Origin of the sequence: Crocosphaera sp., from assembly GCF_030064895.1 — a bacterium.
Lineage (GTDB): Bacteria > Cyanobacteriota > Cyanobacteriia > Cyanobacteriales > Microcystaceae > Crocosphaera.
The window spans coordinates 15802-33867 of the sequence record NZ_JASJEB010000104.1 but is presented as its reverse complement, the minus strand read 5'-3'; the positions used below and the strand labels follow the sequence as shown (position 1 = coordinate 33867).

Here is an 18066-nt window from a genome sequence, read left to right as displayed (position 1 = left end):
AAAATTGAGCGATGCTGGTCATGGTTAAAGAGTCGAATTCGTAAAAAAATTAGTCAATTCAAGTGTCTTCGGGATGCCATAGAAGATGTGCTTCGCACAGTGTCCTAACCGCCTTGGCGGTTGCTATAAGGCTAATATTAATTGTCTTTGATCATTAGAGGTTAACTCAATACGATGATGACAAGGGGGTTGAAAATCTTGTATTCCTGTGCCAAAACTAGGATCAATAGGAGGAATTTCAAAGGAAAAACCCTCTTGAGTTGAGACCTTCCGAACGGGAATCATATCATAATACTTAGCATCAGAATAACGGTTCCCATAAAGACCATGATGAGACACAGGAACATGGGCCGGGTCCATCACATTTTCCATGTAAAAATCCCAACCAAAAGGTAAATCTCTTTGATACCAATACAATTTTATAACACGATCAGATGTCTCTTCTAATTCAGGAATAAGACGAGGTTTTCTTAACTCACTTTCAACTTTTGCTTGTTGTCCAGATTCACCCCAAACCCAGATTAAACCCTGTAATTCTTTGACGGGATAACTAATAGCACAAGCTTTAGAATTAGAGCAATTTTTAGCTTCTGTTACTGCATCTTTTGACTGAGGAATTTTGACACAATTACCTTCTCCATCAAATCTCCAAGCATGATAAGCACATAATAATGTCCCATCAGACTCAATCCTTCCTTCCGATAAAGGAACCAAACGATGAGGACAAACATCGTCAAAACATCGCCATTTATTGTCTCCATCTCGCCACAAAACTAAGTTTTTTCCTAATAGTTGGATTTGATGGGGATGAGAGGCATCAATATGATCAATAACAGCTACAGGATACCATTGTTTTTTCCATTGAAATGTCTCTTCTTCTTGTTGAAGAAACAACTTTTCTTCATTGATCAAGTTGGGTTTTGGTTCTGAGGCTACCACGATAACTCCTTAAGTTTAATTACAAATCTATATATGTTTTAACATAATTTTGGTTCTGGGTGTTATAGAGTGAAGATTGATATAATTGATTGCAGCATTATTTTCTATGATAAATAGAACTAAATTAGCCATAATTAGTTTAAGCTTATTACTAAGTAATGGTTTTTCGGTATTAGAAAGTCAAAAATTAACAGCACAACCCATTAATCAAGCAGTAGTTTTTGACCCTCCTTCTAATGTAAGAATGAGTCCCAATGGCAGAATTATTTGCTCGGTAAATAGAGTAATACCAATTAATATTTATGGGTCAGAAAACGGTTGGTATTTGACAGATGCTTGTGGGCAACTGGGATATATTCATCGCAGTCAAATTCGCTTACAATCTAATCAGCCAAACCCAAGTAATGCAACTTTTTGTGAAGTAATTAATATTCAAAGAGGTCAACTAGCTTTACGTTTTAACCCCAATGGAGAATCAAGAGCAGGACTGAATAATGGGAATATTGTTCGCTTTATTTCTCAACAAAATATTTGGTACAAAGTTAAAGTAGTTCAAGGACCTAATAGTCAAGTTAATGGTTTAGAAGGTTGGGTAAATTCCAATTATCTTTCTTGCAATAATTCAAGTTATTAATTTAGTTTTAATCATCATAATCTTAAAAAGAAATTGAGACAAAACTCATCAGTTTTGTCTACAGCTTAGTTATTTATAATTTCCGTCGTAGGCCACTGAGATCAGACGACCATCACTACTGTAAACTCGATAAGGGGACATTGCTCCAGACCGAGGATCTTTTAGCGTTTCTGCTTGTTCCTCAGCAGAGAGAAACTCAAACCAGTTATTGTTATAACCGAGTTTAATACTTTATTGTTAACATAGTAAACAGTATTGTTAATTTATACAGATATCATTACAAAAGAAGAAACCATCTTACAGTTTTTCTTGCGTAAAGCTCCATTCTTGGTAGATATCTAAAGTAAAATTCAACAATTATTGTTCTATTTAACCCCAAAAAATAATGACAGAAAAACTATACGAAGGCAAAGCAAAAATTCTTTATGCAACCGACGACCCCGATATTTTGCTAACCCATTTTAAAGACGATGCTACCGCCTTTAATGCTCAAAAACGGGGAACTATTGTAGAAAAAGGGAAAATGAACTGTCAGATCACAGTTGCCCTATTTCAATGGTTAGAATCTCAAGGAATTCCTACCCATTTAATAGAACAATCTGCCGATGATAAAATATTAGTTAAACGGGTTAAAATTATCCCCATAGAAGTAGTAATTAGAAACATTGCCGCTGGTAGTTTGTGTCGACAAACAGGGTTAAAAGAAGGATATAAATTACCCTTTTCCTTAGTAGAATTCTACTTTAAAAACGACGAACTAGGCGATCCCTTATTAACTAGAGATCGTCTTTTAATTTTAGAACTCGCCACAGAAGAACAACTAAAACAACTACAAAATCTAGCCTTAGAAATCAATCAACATTTACAAGAATTTTTCAGCAGTTGTCAAATTACCCTAGTAGATTTTAAACTCGAATTTGGTATTGATAAGGAGGGCAAAATTCTTTTAGCAGATGAAATTAGCCCCGATACCTGTCGACTCTGGGATAAAACAGAAACAGATCCCCAAAAACGAGTTATGGATAAAGATCGCTTTCGTCGAGACTTAGGACAGATAGAAACAGCTTATCAACAAGTCCAGAAGAGAGTTTTAGATAAATTAGGATTAGGTGATAATGGAGGGTGATCAAAAATGTGAGGAGTTTCTCAAGAAACAAAAATTGGAACAATTTGTTACAGTCAGGGTCAAGGAGACGGGTAATATGGCTCGGCTGTTAGACAAGCTGTTAGCTATCTAAGTTAACCACAGGCAACGGATAACAGTAAAAACGCTATAGCTTGATTGGGTGTGTAGGAAGTGTCAAACCAGAGCAAAAGATTACATTTTTCTCCCTTACTGGGGATTATCCTGACAACGACAACCGTATGGATAACAGGCAGGCCATTAAGAGGGCAAAATGTCCCGTCAGTGGCCAGTATCAAAGACCCAGAAGCAACTGATTTTGAGTTTCTGGACAATCTAACTTGGGACTCACAGGCCGATGAATATTCGACAAAAGTTGAGCCTTATACCAAGGTTTCTGATATTAAAGATGCCACATCTTCCCCTGAGAAGTCCCAAAATGAGATTAAGGAACCAATAGCCAGAGATTATAACCCGATAATCCTCGAAGATCCCTGGTTAGAGGAGTCTGAGGATACCATTGAACCTTATCCCAAAGTTTCCACAATCAAAGAAGCAACTGACAAAACAACCCCAGTTGTTGCTGCTGAAAATAAAGATTCCATCCCCTCAGATTCCCCGTTAGAAGAGTCCCCAGAGGCAGCTAACCCTTATCCTAATGTTACTCATATCAAAGCAGTCGAAGCAACCTCTCAGCCCCCTTCTCAGTCGGCTAAAGCCATGCCAGAAGATGAAGGTTTAGCTCCAGAATCGACCGTGGATAGTGTATACCAGGCCAACCTAGATCAAGCGATTGTCGTCGAGTTCAGTGACCAAGAAGAAATAGACCAACAAGCGATCGCAGCCGAGTTCAGTCAACAACAAGAAATAGCCCAACAAACAACCCCTCCTAGTAACAGTGAAGATCCCCAAAGTCCTGATGTTCCAGTGGTTCCCACCCCGGAAGTAATTCCGGCCCCCGAAGGAGAAACCGAAGAAATACAAACCACCGAACAAGAACCCCGGGTCTTAGTAGTGGAAGTGGTGGTTGAAGGGGCTGATCAAGAATTAGAAAACCTAGTTTATAACACAATTCAAACCCGTCCAGGGCGTACGGCCACCCGTTCCCAACTCCAAGAAGACGTAAACGCCATTTATGCTACGGGTTTCTTCGCTAACGTGGAAGTGACCCCTGCTGACACACCTTTAGGGGTAAGAATCACTTACGCCGTCGAAGTCAACCCCACTTTAGAGCAAGTGGTGGTCAGTACCGTACCAGACGTGGAAGATAAACGGGCTTTACCCCCCGAAAAAGTTCAAGAAATTTTTGCAGATCAATACGGTAAAACCCTAAACTTACGGGATCTTCAACAAGGAATCGCCGCCATTAACGAATGGTACGCCCAACAAGGATTTGATCTAGCGCAAGTCATTGGTTCCCCCCAAGTCAGCGAAGATGGCATTGTCACCTTGGTAATTGCTGAAGGGGTAATCGAAAACATTCAGGTACGCTTTTTTGATGCGGAAGACGAACCTCTAGAAGGACGAACCCGTGACTTTATCGTTACCCGTGAAATGCAGCTAAAACCTGGCACCGTCTTTAACAGAAGAACGGCACAGTTTGACCTACAAAGGATTTTTGGTTTAGGACTATTTGAAGATGTGCGGGTTTCCTTCAGTCCAGGGGAAGACCCCAGAGAAGTGATCGTCAACGTCGATGTTGTTGAAGGTAACACCGGATCGTTGGCCGCAGGGACAGGAATTAGTTCCAGTAGTGGACTGTTTGGAACCATTAGTTACCAAGAACAAAACTTAGGGGGTAACGGTCAAACCATCGGGGGTGAAGTACAAGTTGGGGAAAGGGAACTGTTGCTGGATGTCAGTTTTACCGATCCTTGGATTGCTGGTGATCCTTTCCGTACCGCCTATACAGTTAACGGGTTCCGTCGTCGGACTATTTCCCTGGTCTTTGATGGGGATGACACCTCTATTAGAACCCTCAACGGGTTTGACAGTCCTCGGGTGATTCGTACAGGGGGCGGTATTTCCTTTGCCCGTCCCATAGCCGATGATCCCTTCACTAAACCAGACTGGCGACTCACCGCTGGGGTTAACTATCAACGGGTACAAATCGAAAACGCTGACGGGGATATTGCACCTCTATCTGCCCCTCTTAATGGTTTTCCGGAACAACCCCTGGCCTTTAGTGATTCGGGACGGGATGACTTATTAACCCTCAGCTTTGCGGCGGCTCAAGATTTTCGTAATAACCCCTTACGTCCCACCAGTGGTTATGTTCTTCGCTTAGGTATAGAACAAACCCTTCCTGTGGGTTCGGGAAGTATTCTTTTCACCCGTTTGCGCGGAAATTATAGTTATTTTCTACCCCTAAATTTGATCGATTTAGGATTTATTGAAGACGATCAACCCAAACCCCAGGCTTTGGCGTTTAATGTACAAGCTGGAACCGTATTGGAAGATTTACCCCCCTATGAGGCTTTTGTCATTGGTGGTAGTAACTCAGTACGGGGTTATGCAGAAGGGGAATTAGGCACCGGACGCAGTTATTTTCAGGCGACGGCAGAATACAGATTTCCTATTATTCCGGCGGTTGGGGCTGCTGTTTTCGTCGATTATGGGACAACTATTAAGTCTCAACGTTCTGTCCGTGGTATTCCTGGGGTAGTTCGAGCATTACCCAGTGATGGTTATGGTTATGGCCTGGGGGTAAGGATTCAATCTCCAGTGGGACCAATTCGGGTTGATTTTGGGATTAATGATGAAGGAGACTCTCGTGTTCATTTTGGGATTGGAGAGAGGTTTTAATGGAGTTTAAAATGGCATCTACTATAGAAAAAGGCTTTAGTGTATCGGGGATTGGTTTACATTCTGGGGCAAAAACTCAAGTCAAAGTTTTGCCTAACTATGGCAACCAAGGCCGTTATTTTGTTCGGGTTGATTTACCTGAAAAACCAATCATTCGCGCTACTGTTTCGGCGGTGAATCAAACCTTATTATCCACAGAATTAATGGCTGAGGGGGCAACAGTTCGCACTGTGGAACATTTATTGGCCGCTTTAAATGGGTGTGGTATCGAAAATGCTTGTATTGAAATCGACGGGCCCGAAGTTCCTTTATTGGACGGTTCGGCTAAAAATTGGCTAGAGGCTATGGTTGAATCTGGTCTGAGTCCCTCGGAAATGGTCATAGGAAGCCCGATCACCGAACCTGTATGGGTTAGGGATGGAGATGCTTTTGTTGCCGCTATTCCTGCCCCAGAAATCCGCTTTAGCTACGGTGTTGATTATCCTTACGAAGCGATCGGCAATCAATGGGTTAGTTGGAACCCCAAACAAGAATCATTCCAAGAGTTTATCGCCCCGGCTAGAACTTTTGGCTTTGCTGATCAAATCGAACAGTTAAAACAATCAGGGTTAATTAAAGGGGGTAGTTTAGACAACGCTTTAGTCTGCGATCGCTCGGGTTGGCTTAATCCTCCTTTACGCTTTGAAAATGAACCAGTGCGTCATAAACTCTTAGATTTAATCGGCGATTTGAGTTTATTAGGAACTGTTCCTCAAGCTCATTTTTTAGCCTATAAAGCTAGTCATAAACTTCATGTTCAACTCGCTAAGGCTTTATCAATGGATAATGGATAATGGATAATGCACAATTAGCAATCAACTTTTTTGTTAGGCAAAAGATGCTATAATTCTTCCCAAATCTTGCCCCAAGCCTCAAAAGTTCATAAATCAAAAGTTAGAACTTCAAAGTCAAGAGTTTTACCTATTACTAAAGGAAGGGAATTTAAACAATGATCTTCCTCTTCATAAATGAAGATACTTGAAACCTAACTGGAAAGCGACTCTTGTAAGGTTTTCTCGCCTTGGAAACGTGCGATTCTGGCTAAGTTTTTACTCTTGATTTTTTACTTTTTGCTTTCTCCGAAAGGACGCGCTAAAATTAGGTAAGAAAATTGTATTACTAACTAGCTAAATAACTATATATATGAATCTTACACATATTTTGGATCCTTTCAAGAAAAGTTTACAAGATTTTTCAATATTTTTTAAAATACTTATCATAACGGCAATAATTCTTGGAGTATTATTGCGATTTAATAACTTAGATGGAAAGATGTACTCTCTTGATGAAACTTTTAGTACAACCAACATTTTTGGACGTTATGTTGAAGATATTATCGATGTCAAGATTGTAGCTCCAGATCAACTTCAACGTTATCAGCATTTTAATAAAGAAGAGAGTTTAAATCAATCTATTAAAAGGCTAGTTGAAAAGCCTTATGTTTTTCCTCCTTTGTATTCAATTGGAATGCAAATTTGGTCGAGATTTTTTTCCAATTTTTTTCAGGAAGCTTCTATAATTAATAAAAGTTTTTCTGCATTTATTAGTCTTTTTTCGTTAGGTGGAATGTATTGGTTATGCTGGGAATTGTTTCAATCAAGTAGAATTGCTTGGATAGGAACGGCTCTACTTTCTGTGTCACCCTTGTATTTACAGTATGCACAAATTGTTAGAACCTATAGCTTAACTACTGCTGCAATTTTAATTTCTAGTGCTGCTTTATTAAGAGCTATTAGAAGAAAAAATCATAAAGATTGGGTAATTTATGCCATCACTATTGCTTTTGGCTTATATTCTCATTTGATTTTTGGATTTACCCTAATTGCAGATGGAATTTACATAATTTTGAGAGAGAAATTTCGCTTCAGTAAAACAACAATACTTTACCTTACATATAGTAGTATCGGTTTTGCTCTATTCTCTCCTTGGTTTATATTATTTTTATCTAAATCTGGTTTGTTTGAATATTCTGTTGCTCAACCTGTCGGTGCAAGTCAGTCTTTAGGCCTTTTAGTCAAAGGTTGGATTAATGGAATTACCAGAATTTTTGTTGACTTCAATGACCATTGGATTCTCTGGACGCGAATTTTTAGATATCCTAATCGTATCTTTAGGGTAACTATTTTATTAATTTTGGGATTTTGTCTTTTTTATCTTTTTAAGAAAGGAAAAACATCTATCAATCTTTTCATATTTAGTTTGATTATTGGTGGTGGTGGTTTGCTTATGTTAAGAGATTTATTGACAGGTAATGCTTTTTCTGGCCGTCTTCGCTATATGCTAACTTATGTGGTTGGAATTCAACTTATAGTGGTCTATGGACTTTATTTATTATTCGAGTCTAGATCTGTTTGGAAGAAAAAACTATCAAATACTATTTTATCTTTTTTAATTGTGGGAGGAATCTTATCTTGTTACGTGATTTCTACTGCACAAAGTTGGTGGGCCTTTGGAGCGCCAGATTATCCGTATATTGCCAATGAAATCAATCAATTATCCCGTCCAGTGGTAATTTATGAAGATTGGGGAGATGCTCTGACCATGAGTTATATGTTAAATGAAAACGTCTATTCACATTTAACCCGTCAAGGATATGTTTTTCTGATCAATAATCAAGGTAAAATCTATAAAGATTATAGTGATATTGTTCTCTTTAAACCATCAAAAAAGATGTCCAATCAATTAAAGCAAAATAGAAATTGGGAATTAGACCCCTTCATGGAAGATAACAAAACCTCACTTAAAATTGGCAATGTTTGGACAGTGACAAAATTAGATATCTCTGATCAGTAATATATTAACTTATCCCTTTTTCGCGAGAAATATAAAGAAAGTTCATCTATGTCGATGTTAATGTTTCCTTGATTATGATTGAACTATAATTAGTGGTGAAACAAAAAATAACTCACCAAGCTACTGTTGAGGAGGAAAAATGGTGAAGAAATCACTTGGTTTATGCTCATTAATGATCCTGGGTGCAGGGTTAGGAGAATTAGCTTTATCTCCTAAAATAGCGCAAGGAGCAGAATTGTGTAATTATCGCAATGAAATTATCCGTGTTTCCGGTGCTTATATCAATAATGACGATACTTGGGTGACTAAGGGATGGTGGTTAGTCCAACCCGGGGAATGTATGGTCTATCCCGATAATTGGTACACTTATATAGAAGTTGACCGAGATCAAACCGTAGAACGTACTTATTTATTAGATTTAGAAGAGGAAGATATCCAAACAGTCAGTTTATGTGTGATTCAAGATCGATACACTTTTTATAATGGAGAAAGGTATGATGTTTGTGATAAACATCATTATGGTTTCAGTGATAATTCTATGCAAGTATTTTACTTAATTGGTGCTAGAAGAGAACTGATTGAATACACTAGATGAACTAAAATATTAGTTAATTATTACAAAAAATTCTACCCATTTTCAAGGGTGGGATTTTTTTTATAAAAAATAAGTCTAAATTATACTTGAGAGGAGAAAATTAAATCATCTAACTGGCTATAATCAGGTAAAGTAGTATCTATGAATTTACCGTTTCTCATCACCTTGCGATCGCTTTGAGGGCGGGAAAATAATTCACTAAAATAACGGGCTTTAAATATTATTAAATCTGCATTTAATCCTATAGCTATTTTGCCTAAATTGGGTAAGTTCATCAACTGTGCCGGAACTTTATTAATACTACTAACCCAGTTGTCATAAGGGGTATCTAAATGACCAATTCTTACTGATTCTTTTAATACTTCTAACCCGTCATGATTGCCAAAACCATAAAAAGGATCTCGACAATTATCACTGGCAAAAGCAACAGGAATACTATATTTTTTTAGTTCATAAATATCGGTAATTCCTCGCATTTTTGGGGTATAGTTTGGGGTTCTATCTTGCAGATATAAGTTACACATTGGCAAGGCAATAATATTAATATTTGCTTCTTTTACTAGGTTAATAGTTTCTTGTCTTAATTCAGGTTCCTGTTGAGATAAACTACAACAATGACCACAAGTAATTTGGTTTTTAAATTGATATTTTATAGCAGTTTCTGCAATCTTTTTCAAACAAATAGAATTAGGCTCTAGGGTCTCATCGGCATGGAAATCTAGATCTAAATTTCTTTCTTTTGCTAGACTAAATACTTGTTCTAGTTGTTGGTCAAGTTGAGTATTCATATAAGCTACTCCCCCTAATACTTGTCCATAATTAGCTACTAAATCGGCTAAATTTTCTCCTTCTTTAGTCAAAAAATAGTCTAAAGAAACTAAACATACTGCTTGTAAAATCAATTTATTTTTCCACTGATCTTTTAGTTCTTGAAAGACATCAAAACTAATGTTTGCTTGTTCTCCAAAAGAATCTAAATGGGTTCTAATAGCAATAGTTCCTTGAGCATAACTACACTGTAATCCAAATTCCATCCTTCTATAAACATCTTCTGATTTCCAGTTGTTTTGAGCATCTTTTCTAACTGTATTTAAAGCTTCTTCAAAAGTTCCTGAAACATTCGGCGATCGCTCCCAAATATGGCCTTTATCTAGGTGAGTATGACTATCAAGAAAACAAGGAAAAATAATCCCTTTTTTAACATCAATATAAGGATATTCTGGGAGTTTAGAAGTATGAGGAATAATCGAAATAATTTTATCTTGATTTATTTCTAAATCAACATTACACAATTGTTCTCTTGTTTGGGATTGTATGGAAACATTTTCTAACAAACAAAGAGGAATATGAGCATTTTTTAGCCAAAAGCGATCGTTATCAGTAATCAGTGAACAGTTATCAGTCATCAGTTTTTTCAGTTATCAGTTATTATATATTTTAAGTGATTATGTTATTATTATATAGTCAAGCAAAAAAAATTAATTCTGTTATCAGGTGGTTTATGAAACTTAAAGTAACTAAACAAGGGGTCTTAATTCCTAGAGAAATATTAGGAGATAGTCAAGAAGTGGAGATTATTCAACAACAAGAAACAATTATTATAAAAATAAAAAAAAGACAAGAAAATGATAAATTACCATCTAGTTTAGAACCGAGAAAACCCTGTTATTGGCGAGGAAAAGTAAAAATTGCTGATGATTTTGATACTTTACCTGATGATATACAAAATATTTTTATGGGTTTAAGTGAATAAATTATCTTCTTGATACTCATATATTATTGTGGTGGTTAGATGAAAGTTCTATGCTTTCAAAACAAGCGATTACTATTATTTCAAATACTCAAAATAAATATATAGAGGAGATCAGTCATTTAACTTTATCAAAGAAATAAGTAACTTTGATCTTAAGCAATATCTGATTGATAGAAAGCGAGAGTTTCCTGTACATAGATAACCTCATCAAGACGCTGATTAATAATATTAATATATTCGGGGACTAATTCAATTCCTAAATAATTAATTCCTAATTTTTTAGCAGCAAGTAAAGTTGTTCCAGAACCAGCAAAAGGATCAATAACAATTGAATCATTGACAGAAGGAACAAATATTTTTACTAATTTTTCCATCAAATCTAATGGTTTAACTGTACAGTGAATATTAAAGTCTTCATGTTTATCTCGTGGAATATTCTCCAAAATATTGGATTGAAAACCATGCTCATTTTTAGTAAAAAATAAACCAGTTCCATAGTTTAAAACTGTTTCTGTATAATTATTTTGTAATGGCTTTTGTAAAATACAAATAGCTTCCCATTCATTCCTTAAACAACTATGCCAACCTTCCCATTGTTCAGCATTATCATAACCTTTTTGTTCTAATTTTTTCTTGATATTAATACCTTTAGGAATACCACTAGAACGTCTATAAACCATGATATCTCTAGCATAAAAACCAGCATTTTCAAGGGCAACTTGCACATGAGCAACTGTTCTTGTACTATTAAATACTAGGATGGTAGCACCGGGTTTACAAATGCGAAAAAGTTGTTCTCCCCATTGAAAACACCAATGTTCATAATCTAGAATATTCTCACGGTTTCTTTGATACCATTTCTTATTACGAACTCCACCAGCTAAACCACTACCATAAGGGATATTCTTAACTAATGTCTTGCTGTTTTTATTATTAACTCTTTCCATGCGTCTTTGAATTTCTGAATTATCCCATTTATGACCAATAAATTCATAATTATAGGGAGGGTCGGTAATACAAGCAGATACATAGTTATCGGGAACTTTTTTCATTACTTCTCTACAATCACCCAGTAATACAGTATTAACTAATTCTTGTGACATAACTTTAGTCATTTTTTGATACGAATAGTATGATAGTATTTATTTTAACAGAAAACAGTTTTGGGGTGTATTTGCATAACTTAATACACCAAGTTAATAAGGTTTAGTGGGTTACTGCATCCTTTAAAACTCAATTTGAACAGTTAACTTATAATGAAGGGAACGAAGCACAAAAGACACAATTAGCTCAAGTTATTCATATAACAAAATATTTCAGAGATATAAATTTTTGAGATAATTAAGATAAAAAAATTAACAAAAACCTTAAATCTGCTTAGAATAAAGTTTGCAGCATTTTATTGGATTTTTATCCCTTTAAATTGGGATATTTGTATCTAGACATTAAGTACATTTTTAGTCCATAATTAAGAGCAGTTCATCAAGAAAGGATCTTGTATCATGAAAGGCACTCATAAAAATGAGCATCAAGATGTGATCACCATTATTGCCAGTTCTGACCAAAGTTTTGACGATGCTGTCGCTCAAGGTATTAAACAATTGAAAGATCCATCTGGACCACATAAAGATTTAGAATTTACATCTTATGAAGTAGTAAAAATGCAAGGAACTATTTGTGATAGAGGAGATTCCTGTGATCCTGAATTTTATCAAGTTGTCATGAATGTAGCTGGTTCACACAGTCACGATCACTAATTTTGGCTAATTTAACTATACCTATCTTCTAGTTGATGATTCCCTAACCTTATCTGGAAAAACTAATTTTGCATTCTTTAATATTGGTATTTATCCAGACTCAATCTTAATGTATAGACACAGCACATCTAAATGTCTATACAAAGATTGAGTTATTATATTAATGAAATAATTATTAATTACTCATTCTCAACACTAATCGGTATTGGGTTGTAAATCTTGATTAACCCAAGCAACTAATAATTCATACCCTAAACTAAGAACAACTGGACCAATAAATAACCCTAAAATTCCGTGGACTAAAGTTCCTCCTAAAACACCAATTAAGATGACAATAGTGGGAACAGGTAAACCTTTGGACATTAATATAGGTTTAAGGATATTATCAACCAAGGTACAAGGAACCATCCACAGTGTAAACAATAATGCAGTAAGCTTTCCCATAGTTGACCAAGCAAAAATAATTGCTGGAAAAACCACTAAACCCGGTCCAATTTGAATAATAGTCAAAACTAAACATAATAGGGTTAATAAACCAGCAAAAGGAATTCCTCCTAGTAATAAACCAATACCAATAAGAAGACTTTGCAACGCAGAAACCCCAATAATACCCCGTGTTACCCCCCGAATAGTACCAGTAGCTAATTGTAAAAATTCTTGACCTTGTTTGGGGGTTATTCGCAGAAAAACTTGTCTAATACGAGAATTTAATTTCTCTGCATTCATAACTAAAATTCCGGCAATAATAATCGAAATAATAAACTTCAATAACACCACCCCAATATTAGCGGCCAAAAATAATAAGTTTTTTGTTAATGCTTCTAACTGGGGTTTAAATTTACCTAAGACTGAGGCCAAATTAACCGATGCTAATTCCCAAATCCTATTAATTCTTTCTCCAATCACTGGCCATGTTTCGATTCCTTCGGGGGGAGGAGGAACAGCTAAACTACCAGAAGCAAGACTATCTGCAAAGGTTTGAGCATTATTGACGAAAATAGTAGCAATAATACTAACCGGTCCAACAATCACTCCTACCCCCAATAAAGTTAGGATAACCCCTGCTAATTTTCCTCGTCCCCCGAAAAGGTTTTTTAACCATAAAAATAGGGGAAAAATAGCGATAGCCAAAATAATTCCCCAGAGGACAATCCCGATAAAAGGACGAATGAGTAGAAAACACCAAGCTAATAATAATCCAATCAGAAATAGTCTGATGATCAGATCAACAATTTCAATGACTTTAAAACGATTGTCCATAGGTCAATTAATAATAATTCAAAGTATCAACCAGTATTCCGCATTCCTGCAGCAATACCATTAATGGTTAGTAATGCACCCCGTAATAATTCTTCTTTAGAATAACGGAAGTGGATAACTCCTGACTCTGCTTGACGAGTATATTGACGTAATCGTTTCAAGAGAGATACTTGTAAGAAACCAAGGGGAACAATAGTTCCATTTCTTAACTGTACCGATCGCTGTAAACTGACATCTCCATCTAATAATTTGGTGTTTCCAGTGATGTTTAAAATCATCTGACAGGTACGATAATATTCTTGGGAAATACGCTCAAATACCTTTTCAAATCGTTCTATATCTTCGGGGTTAGAAAGTTCTTTAACGTAGTGGTGAGCAATTTGTAAATCTACTTTAGAAAGGGTCATTTCTACTTTAGAAATAACCATTTTAAAGAATGGCCATTTCAAGTAAAAATATTTAAACAATTTCAAATTTGCCTCGGGTTCCTGTTCTAAAAAGTTTTCTAACGCGGTTCCGACACCATACCAAGCTGGCAACAGAAAACGACTTTGGGTCCAACTAAACACCCAAGGAATAGCCCGTAAGGTACTTAAATCTTTTTTACCACTTTTCCGTCTGGCCGGGCGAGAACTAATCTGTAATTGGCTAATTTCGGGGATAGGGGTGACAGAGAGGAAGAAGTCTAAGAAGTCCGCGTGTTCATAAATCAAACTACGATAGGCTTTTCTGGCACTACTGGCCAATTCTTCCATGATCTCGTTCCAAGGGTCAATATCATCGAACCCACTGCCCAGTAAACTTCCTTGGATCACCGCCGTAGTTGCCGTTTCTAGGTTATATAAAGCGAGTTCCGGTAGGGAGTATTTAGAGGCTAAGACTTCCCCTTGTTCGGTGATTTTGATGCGTCCGTTAATGGTGCCGGTGGGTTGGGCTAAAATAGCAGCGTAAGCTGGCCCTCCTCCTCGTCCTACGGAACCACCACGACCATGAAACAGTCTTAAGGCTAAATTGTAGGGTTCTGCAACTTTTTGTAGGGATTTTTGGGCTTTATGTATTTCCCAGTTACTGCTGAGGAAACCTGAGTCTTTGTTACTGTCGGAGTAACCTACCATGATCTCTTGTAGGTTTGCCGGTTGCAGTTCAGGGGGAGGTAATTGTTCTTTTTTGTCTTCGTCTAAGTAGTCGTACCCTCCAGCTAAAGCAGCACGATATAAGGGTAATTTAAACAAGGCTTCCATGATCTCAGGGGCCCGTTTTAAGTCGTCTACGGTTTCAAAGAGGGGAACGATGCGAATGGTGGTGGTACTGGTTCCGGGGTCGTATAGTCCGGCTTCTTTGGCTAATAATAATACTTCTAGGACATCGCTGACATCGTTGGTCATACTAATGATATAGGTTTGACAAATTTCTATGCCAAATTCTTGTTGTAAGTAGCGCAACATCCGCATGGTTTCGATGGTTTCGATGGTTTTCTCATCGAAGGGCATTTCCATAGGTATCAAGGGACGACGGGTTTGTAGTTCCCCTACTAACCAATTGACTTTTTCTGCTTCGGATAGTTCTCCGTAGGGACGGGGTAAGATGTTTAAATAATTGGCAATGGTTTGAATGGTTTCTGAGTGACGGGAAGATTCTTGGCGAAAATCTAATTGTGTTAGGGTAAAGCCGAACATTTGCGCTTGAAAAAGCAGATTTTCTAATGCTTGGCATTTTAAGCCCGTTTCTTCTAAATTACGTTTAATTAGTTGTAATTCTGCTTCAAATTCTGCCCCGGACTGGTAGATATTTTGGGGGGTTTCTTCGCTTAAAATTTGTTGTTGTTCAGGTTTGGCCAGATGATTGTTGCGATCGCGTGTATTTTCTAGTCGTTTTTGAACATAAGCTAATTTAAGGCGATAGGGTTCTTGGCGATAGCGGATAGCTAGTTGATCGTATATTTCAGGCATGGCCACGCGATCGCGTTCTAGGGAGTCTAAGAGGTCCTGAGAAACGTTACTCCAGTGCAGAGATGAGCTTAAAATTTCTGTTAAATCTTCGATGGCTGCTAAATATTTTTCTAGAATTAAGTTGCGTTGATAACAAGCGGTTCGCCAGGTGATGTCTGTTGTAACGAAGGGGTTTCCGTCGCGATCGCCTCCTACCCATGACCCAAAGCGACAGAAGGTATTATGGGGGGGTTTAATCCAGGGAAAATTTGCGTTTAGGGCCTGTTGCAGTCTTTGAGAGAGTTGGGGTAGGGCATTACATAACACTTCATCAAAATAGTGTAGGGTGTAGTCTACTTCGTCGAGAACACTGGGTTTAAACTGATGCAGTTCATCAGTACGCCACCAGAGGCGTATTTCTTCGTTGAGTTGTTCCGTGATTGATTCTGCTTCCCAGGAACTATTTAGACCCATGCCCCTAAATGCTTCTTCTGCTTGGTCTAAACGCCGCAGCAAGGTGGCTATTCTTCTTTGTTTGAGTCTGATGGTATGACGAACAATTTCGGTGGGGTGAGCGGTAAAAACGAGGCGTATATCGAGTTGTTCTAATAATCGTTGAATTTGTTGGGGGGGGACGTTTAAGCGTTTTAATTGGGGGAATAACCAGTGAAAGGTTCCGCCTTTTTCTTGACTTTTTGTTTCTCCAACTAGGGCTTTTTCTAATAAGTCGGCTCCAAATGAGCCATTACTTTGTTTTTCTCCTATTTTATTATTTTCTCTAGCTTTTTCTGATGCTTGATAGGTAGCTCGTCGGTTCAGTTGTTGATCTCTTTGTTCGTAATGTTGTTCAACAATATTAATTAACTGAAAATATAGGGCAAATGCTCTAGTTGCGCGGATAGCTTCGTTAAGTTCTAACTCTTCTATGAGTTCATTGATGGAGGTTTTGGGTTGATTGGTAACTTGTCCTTCTGGTGAGGAGATTTTTCGTAATTTTTTTAACAAGTCTACTAATTCTAGACCACATTCAGCTTTTAATACTGATTCCCATAAACTTTCCACTAATTCTAGACGCTGACGTAAGAATAGATCGGATGTTGAAAAAATGTTAATCTCGTTAATCTCGTTAATCTCTTTAACTGTGGACTGTGACGCTTCACCAACCATAATTAGTAGCAACCTCGAAGGACTTTTTGCGATTCAAAGGTAATGTTAAGTAACAAGACCCATCGAAACGATCGATGATGTCAGGATAATTTTGGCAATTTTGCTGACATTGATGGGTAAATTCAACTTTAAGGGGTTCATCCCCTGAGCGAGTGAATATCGTTATTAACGACTAACCTTCCTTATTTTATCGGTTCAGCTAAGTTATCGTTCTCTTTTAGCAAAATTTTAAGGATGCTTTAATGTCAAAGTCCCATCACCCCTCTAACACCATTGAGTTGATGAGTTAACCTAAAATCAACTATTATCAGTTTTATATGAAAAAATAAGCGTGCCTATCGGCACTGTATATCAAAAAAAATAAACTAAGATAGAAATATATAAACAAAATTTGATATTACCCTTCACCACCTACCAATACGGACAGGATTAAATGACAAGTCTTGCTAATTCTAACCACCGTTACGCCTCACAATCACAATCTAGCATGAAATCATCTCACTTACCCAGTGATAGCGCACTTGGCCTTATTTCAACCCATAGTTTCCCTGCCATTGTCGGAACTGCCGATATGATGCTCAAATCAGCAGATGTGACCTTAGTGGGATACGAAAAAATCGGTAGTGGACACTGTACCGCTATTGTACGGGGTAAGGTGGCTAATGTTCGTTTAGCGGTGGAAGAAGGGGCAAAAACGGCGGAAAAGTTCGGTCAATTAATTTCTAAGTTGGTCATTCCTCGTCCTATGCCTAATCTAGAGGCAGTTTTTCCTATTGGGAGTCATTTAGTAGAAATGGCCCAACAACAACAGGGTTATAGTCGTCTCAGTAATCGTTCTATCGGACTGATCGAAACCAGAGGCTTTCCTGCTATGGTTGGTGCGGCTGATGCGATGTTAAAGTCGGCTGATGTGCAGTTGGCTTCTTACGAGATTATTGGTGATGGACTCTGTACGGCTATTATTCGCGGAACAGTTGCCAATGTGGCCGTAGCCATTGAAGCAGGAATGCACGAAGCGGAGAAAATTGGCGAATTACACGCCATGATGATCATTCCCAGACTCTTAGAAGATTTAGAACATACGTTACCTGTGGCGAGTTACTGGCGCGAAGACGAAGATCAAGAACCTTTACCCATGTTAATGCCTACACCTGTTAAACAACACCAACGGGAGGTATTAGCTTTGCCAGAGTTGGAGAAAAAGCCCCTGGTTATGAAAAAACCGGCGGAAATTGAAGAAAGGATCGAATAAATTTAGAATTAAGTCATAAAA

The 18066-nt window shown here is 37.5% G+C and carries 14 protein-coding genes and 1 pseudogene; 10 read left to right on the top strand and 5 right to left on the bottom strand.

Annotated elements, in window-relative coordinates; translation table 11 throughout:
- Positions 1-108 (top strand): annotated as a pseudogene (locus tag QNJ66_RS20185) (IS630 family transposase); the annotation flags it as partial.
- Between the two features lie 15 nt (positions 109-123).
- Here the strand turns inward: QNJ66_RS20185 and QNJ66_RS20180 are convergent.
- Positions 124-939, bottom strand: coding sequence for a Rieske 2Fe-2S domain-containing protein (locus QNJ66_RS20180; protein ID WP_300510167.1), 816 nt, complete (start codon positions 937-939; stop codon positions 124-126).
- A 106-nt stretch (positions 940-1045) separates the two neighbouring features.
- Between QNJ66_RS20180 and QNJ66_RS20175 the strand changes: the two genes are divergently transcribed.
- From QNJ66_RS20175 to QNJ66_RS20150, 6 genes are all read left to right on the top strand, one after another.
- Entirely contained in the window at positions 1046-1573 is a 528-nt protein-coding gene (locus QNJ66_RS20175; RefSeq protein ID WP_300510166.1) for an SH3 domain-containing protein, read from the top strand.
- A 385-nt stretch (positions 1574-1958) separates the two neighbouring features.
- A complete protein-coding gene (purC, locus tag QNJ66_RS20170; RefSeq protein WP_300510164.1) occupies positions 1959-2699 on the top strand; it encodes a phosphoribosylaminoimidazolesuccinocarboxamide synthase in 741 nt (246 codons plus the stop codon).
- A 924-nt stretch (positions 2700-3623) separates the two neighbouring features.
- Positions 3624-5501 (top strand): BamA/TamA family outer membrane protein, encoded by a 1878-nt coding sequence (locus QNJ66_RS20165; protein WP_366146300.1) that lies wholly within the window; start codon positions 3624-3626, stop codon positions 5499-5501.
- An 11-nt stretch (positions 5502-5512) separates the two neighbouring features.
- Entirely contained in the window at positions 5513-6334 is an 822-nt protein-coding gene (lpxC, locus tag QNJ66_RS20160; RefSeq protein WP_300510161.1) for a UDP-3-O-acyl-N-acetylglucosamine deacetylase, read from the top strand.
- 349 nt (positions 6335-6683) lie between these two features.
- Positions 6684-8333, top strand: a complete 1650-nt coding sequence (locus QNJ66_RS20155) for a glycosyltransferase family 39 protein (RefSeq protein WP_300510160.1) — start codon at positions 6684-6686, stop codon at positions 8331-8333.
- A gap of 139 nt (positions 8334-8472) precedes the next feature.
- A complete protein-coding gene (locus QNJ66_RS20150) occupies positions 8473-8928 on the top strand; it encodes a DUF1036 domain-containing protein (RefSeq protein ID WP_300510159.1) in 456 nt (151 codons plus the stop codon).
- Positions 8929-9008: 80 nt separating this feature from the next.
- Here the strand turns inward: QNJ66_RS20150 and QNJ66_RS20145 are convergent, their stop codons facing one another.
- Positions 9009-10334, bottom strand: a complete 1326-nt coding sequence (locus QNJ66_RS20145; protein ID WP_300510157.1) for a cytosine deaminase — start codon at positions 10332-10334, stop codon at positions 9009-9011.
- Between the two features lie 41 nt (positions 10335-10375).
- Between QNJ66_RS20145 and QNJ66_RS20140 the strand changes: the two genes are divergently transcribed.
- Positions 10376-10681 carry a hypothetical protein gene (locus QNJ66_RS20140; protein ID WP_300510156.1) on the top strand — a complete coding sequence of 102 codons (306 nt, stop codon included), beginning with the start codon at positions 10376-10378 and terminating at the stop codon, positions 10679-10681.
- A 152-nt stretch (positions 10682-10833) separates the two neighbouring features.
- On the opposite strand, the gene QNJ66_RS20135 is transcribed toward QNJ66_RS20140, so the two are convergent.
- Entirely contained in the window at positions 10834-11796 is a 963-nt protein-coding gene (locus QNJ66_RS20135; RefSeq protein ID WP_300510154.1) for a site-specific DNA-methyltransferase, read from the bottom strand.
- A gap of 387 nt (positions 11797-12183) precedes the next feature.
- Between QNJ66_RS20135 and QNJ66_RS20130 the strand changes: the two genes are divergently transcribed.
- The gene (locus QNJ66_RS20130) at positions 12184-12438 is read left to right on the top strand and encodes a dodecin domain-containing protein (RefSeq protein WP_300510153.1); all 255 of its coding nucleotides are present in this window, start codon (positions 12184-12186) and stop codon (positions 12436-12438) included.
- Positions 12439-12633: 195 nt separating this feature from the next.
- Here the strand turns inward: QNJ66_RS20130 and QNJ66_RS20125 are convergent, their stop codons facing one another.
- A complete protein-coding gene (locus QNJ66_RS20125; protein WP_300510152.1) occupies positions 12634-13698 on the bottom strand; it encodes an AI-2E family transporter in 1065 nt (354 codons plus the stop codon).
- Positions 13699-13724: 26 nt separating this feature from the next.
- On the bottom strand, positions 13725-16793 hold the full coding sequence (gene ppc, locus QNJ66_RS20120) for a phosphoenolpyruvate carboxylase (RefSeq protein ID WP_300510151.1): 3069 nt from the start codon (positions 16791-16793) through the stop codon (positions 13725-13727).
- A gap of 433 nt (positions 16794-17226) precedes the next feature.
- Between ppc and QNJ66_RS20115 the strand changes: the two genes are divergently transcribed.
- Positions 17227-18045, top strand: coding sequence for a carbon dioxide-concentrating mechanism protein (locus tag QNJ66_RS20115; protein ID WP_300510150.1), 819 nt, complete (start codon positions 17227-17229; stop codon positions 18043-18045).
- Positions 18046-18066: the final 21 nt, after the last annotated feature.